The following is a 4,017-nucleotide window of genomic DNA, read 5'->3' as shown; positions in this document are numbered from 1 at the left end:
TCCGCGCCGTAACCCACCGCCCAACAATCATATAGACGGTGCGTTACATTTCATTAACGCACCCTACACCGGCTGAATCCGTTTTTCCCATTTCCAAAAACCCCCAATTAATTCACTCCCCCAACAAAATCCGCAGGGCTCTCAACGCCGAATTGCGGTGTCCGTTGTTCACTTTCGCGAACCAATAATGGGCTTCCTCGTTGCTCATCTCCCCGACGCCCGAGGCGATATTCATGATTTTGTCCGGTTTCCGCAAAGGCTGCAACGCCTGAAATAAGATCGCCAAATTCACCCCCGTCTCCTCATCCAAAATATAGGGATTTTTGCGGCGGTAGGTGAGGGTGTTGGGGTCGTAGTTGTTCGCTTTCAAGACCTGGTAAATACTCTGCCGCGCCAAAACCAAAGCGTTCCCCTTCAGCCGCCCCAAACGCTTGGCGGCGGGGCGCCTCTTTTCCCCGGCTTTTTTGTAAGAACACTGGTAGAGTTCCAGGCCGAAGTTGTTGTTGTCCGTGGGGACGACTCGAAGTTGAAATTCCTGCATTTTGCGGGGATCTTTGAAACCGGAAAAAAACGGTGGGCGTTTCAATCATATTGGAAATCGGCGCTCAAGTTCAATCGTTCCACCGGGTTGCGATCGAGTTGAGATTTGATCTGGCGAAGCTGTGGGGGCAGTGCGTCCCCGCCTGCCGAACCCCCAGATCCGCCCGCCTGACCCCCGGGCGCGATCGCCGGATCGAACTCGAAAATCAGGGTCAAGTTCACATCTCCCTGCACACCGGGCTGGTTCAGCAGTCCATTTAGGGTACTTAGGAACCCCTGGAACCCCCGCAAGTCGCCCTGATACTCCAGGCGGACGAACTGCTGCCCGGCCTGGACGGTTACGGTCTGGTCGATTTGGAATCCGAAGCGATTCAGGAGAGGCATTGCCGTGGTGATTTTGCGGTAGTCCATCACCTGGTCCACCGATAGCGTCAGCCGGGAGATCCCCCCCACTTTCAGATCCAAACAGCGATCGCTCAGTTCCCCGAAAACCCGGTTCACCGTCCCGGAAAAGTTCACCTGCGGGGGTTTTACGTCGAACAGTCCGGGCTGTTCGGCCACCCCCGCCGGGGACGGGCCGGACGAACTCCCCCCCGGGGCCGAGAAGTGCACTTTCGTCTCCTTCGCGGCCGTTTCCCCGTCGCCGTAGTCCGCCACCAACCGAAATGTGGTGGTTTCCCCCACCTGTCCCTCATACTCGTCCGAAGGCCGGAAGTCCCCCGAAATGTGAGTTCCGTTTTGGTACAGTTGAATTTTCAGGGCCTCTTTTGCCTTCCAGCGGACGCGGACGGGCTTCATCGCCTCGGTGGAGGGCATCAGTTGGGCGCCGAGTTCGATTTCCTTGGGTTTGGGGGGTTCGAGGATGCCCCGGCGGTAGAGAACCTGGCGATCGCTAAATTCAATCGTATCTGGAAGGGTCAAAGGCGCGTCGGGGAGCTTGATGTAGACTTTCTGAGCGATCGCCATATCCCACTGTCCCTGTTCCAAACCCCGGCGGATGGTGTCGCGGAGTTTGGGAATTTCCGCCTCCACCGGCAGATTCAGGGCCAGATTTTTAGAGAACTCTTCCCGCAGGTTTTTGGTCGTCCAGCGATCGATTCCGGCCGGCCAGACCTTTTGCAGGATGTAAGCCGGGGCGAAGGGTTTGGCGTCCGCGTCGGCCTCGGCGCGGACTTTCTGGCAGTCCCGCAGGGCTTTCAAAATCACGTCCTGCTGGTTGTTTTTGCCCTTGACGGTGCTGCAATCCTGGGCGGGGAGGGTGTAGTGCATCAGGCCTTTGGGCGCCTTCACCTCGTCCTTGGCGGGGTAGAACAAATGGCGATAGGTGTTGGTGAGGACGATACGCACATCCAGGTCTATTTTCCCTTCTTTTTCTTTGAGCTGCCTCTGCTGGCTTTCGGAGATGTCCTCCAGGCGGTTGGGGCTTTTGAGGATGGTCTGGATCGCCTTGTACTCCCGCGTCAGGTCGATCGCCCGTTCCAGTTCGTGGCGGTTCGCCACCAGGAACAGGAGGCGGTTGCGGAAGGTGCGAAACTTGCCGGACTCCCCGGTATTGTTGAAGATGGTTTCCACCAGCGGCGGGGGCGGGTCCTGGGAGGAGGCGATCATGTCGTCCTCGAAGTCGATGACACACAGGGCGATGGAGTCTGCCGCGTCGTCCACGTCGGAGGCGGTGTCGGGGGCGGACACCAGTTTGAACATTTTGCTGGCGAAAATGCTGTCCCGTCGCGATCGCAGCTCGTCCTTGGCTTCGGACTGACCCACCTGCTGCTTCTCTTCGGCGATGATCTTATTGATGGAGGGTTCTTCCTTGAACCGGGCGATGGACGTGACCGGATCGATGTCGAGATACCAGGCCACCTTCCCCAACTGTTCCAGAACCCGCTCCACAAAGCCGATTTCCAGGTCGGGGGTGAGCAGCGACAGGTTCAGTTCCGATCGCCGGATGCCGGAGGAAATGCCCTGGGTGAGGGAGTGCAGGAAGATAGTTTGTGCCACCCAGGTCGAAAACGGAGGTTTACCCGCCACCTGCCACTGTTCATCCTGCGTCTGGGCGTAGGCGGGCCGGCCGTCGGGGTTGTAGATGTCGGCCTGGATGGGGAGCCGCATCAGGGGGCGCTCCAGGCGGGTGGTGAGGTCGCTCGTCACCTTTTCATCCCGTCCGATGGGGATGTGGTGGGTGTGGATCAGGGGTATCCAGACAGCGCGTCCCTCCGGGGCGGCATCGGCTTCCCGCCACAGGTGGCGGACGACGGAACCGAACAGCCGCAGGGCGCCCCGGGTGCGCTGAAAGTTCGGGATGGAGGCGATCTTTTGGGTCAGGAGTTTGAACAGTTCCGGGTGGAAGGGGTAGGAGGAGGCGATCGTCGTGCCGTAGGAGGCTTCCTTGCAACCGTCGGGCAGGTCGATGCGGCTGGCGCGGTAGGCGTTCAGGTATTCGGTCGCCGCCGCTTCTCCCGCGTCCTCCCTGACGCTCTCGAACAGCCGCTGTTTGACGATATTGTAGATTTCGATATCGGTGGAGGGACTCAGAACCCGCTCCTGTCGGGCGGAAGCCCGCATCACTTCGATGAGTTCCTGGGTTTCTTCCGCGAAGGTGTCGGATGCCGACGCCAGGGAGTAGACAAAAACGAGGCGATCGGACGAAGCGGCCAGGTCCATCAGGGAGAACAGGAACGCCACCACCTGTTTGGCGAGGTCACTGTTACCGACGGTTTTCGCCTTAGCTGTCCGCAGGTGGCGGGCGATCTCGTCCAAGATAATGACGGCGGGTTGCCCGTCGAGCAGTCGCTCCAAAACCGACGTGCCGGGGCTAATCTGGGAGTCATCGGAGCCCTTGAGAAGTTCGTAGCCGCGAATCCCGCCAATTTGGTAGGCGATTTCCCCCCAGATGGTGTAAGTTGTTACGCCGGTGTCTTTGTGAAAGACGCCGTTTTCGGGGTCGAGGTCACGGCCGTCGATCGCCGCGGCCCGCACACTGCCATCAGGAATCAAATTTAGGTCGGCGAAGCGCTCCAACCCCGGAATCCGCCGTCCTTGGCGGCAGATGTGCCACAGGGCAATTTCATCATGAGTTTTACCCCCCCCGAAACTGGTTTCGAGCCGGACGATGGGGGAGCCGACGTCGGCCCCCGTCAGTCGCCCGAACACTTCCTGAATCAGGGTGCGGATGCCGTCGGTGGGGAAGGTGTTGGCGAAGAAGACTTCCGCATCTTGGTAGACGCGGGGGGCGGTTCCCTCGACGACGGGGCGGATCTTGGCCGCGAAGATCTCTTCGGCTAGTTCTCCGCCCCGGATTTCGGCTCGGGGGACGCAGGTTGTGAAGATGGATGGCAACATGGGCGGACTCTGAGGAAAGACGGCGGGACGTTTCGGGGAGCGGTGAGGATGACTTCGGTTCGGGTAACCAATCCCCGCGAAGACAGCGACGGGGCTTTCTAGCCCTAACCTGTTACTCTGTCTCGCAGAGAGCAAGAC

At 59.6% G+C, this 4,017-nt stretch carries 2 protein-coding genes; both read right to left on the bottom strand.

The window, feature by feature from the left end; translation table 11 throughout:
- Positions 1–112: 112 nt before the first annotated feature.
- The gene (locus tag LKE08_RS02895) at positions 113–586 is read right to left on the bottom strand and encodes a hypothetical protein (protein ID WP_324702689.1); all 474 of its coding nucleotides are present in this window, start codon (positions 584–586) and stop codon (positions 113–115) included.
- Positions 583–3,879: a DUF499 domain-containing protein gene (locus tag LKE08_RS02890; protein WP_324702688.1), complete on the bottom strand. Its 3,297-nt coding sequence runs from the start codon at positions 3,877–3,879 to the stop codon at positions 583–585. Before LKE08_RS02890 ends, LKE08_RS02895 begins: the two co-directional genes overlap by 4 nt.
- Positions 3,880–4,017: the final 138 nt, after the last annotated feature.

The organism is Lyngbya sp. CCY1209 (assembly GCF_035615495.1).
GTDB lineage: Bacteria > Cyanobacteriota > Cyanobacteriia > Cyanobacteriales > Microcoleaceae > Limnospira.
The sequence above is the reverse complement of the archived record's forward strand: the minus strand, read 5'-3'. Positions and strand labels throughout refer to the sequence as shown.

Coding starts and splice junctions, on each gene's coding strand:
- LKE08_RS02890 (WP_324702688.1), bottom strand. CDS start 3,879: ATGTTGCCATCCATCTTCACAACCTGCGTCCCCCGAGCCGAAATCCGG.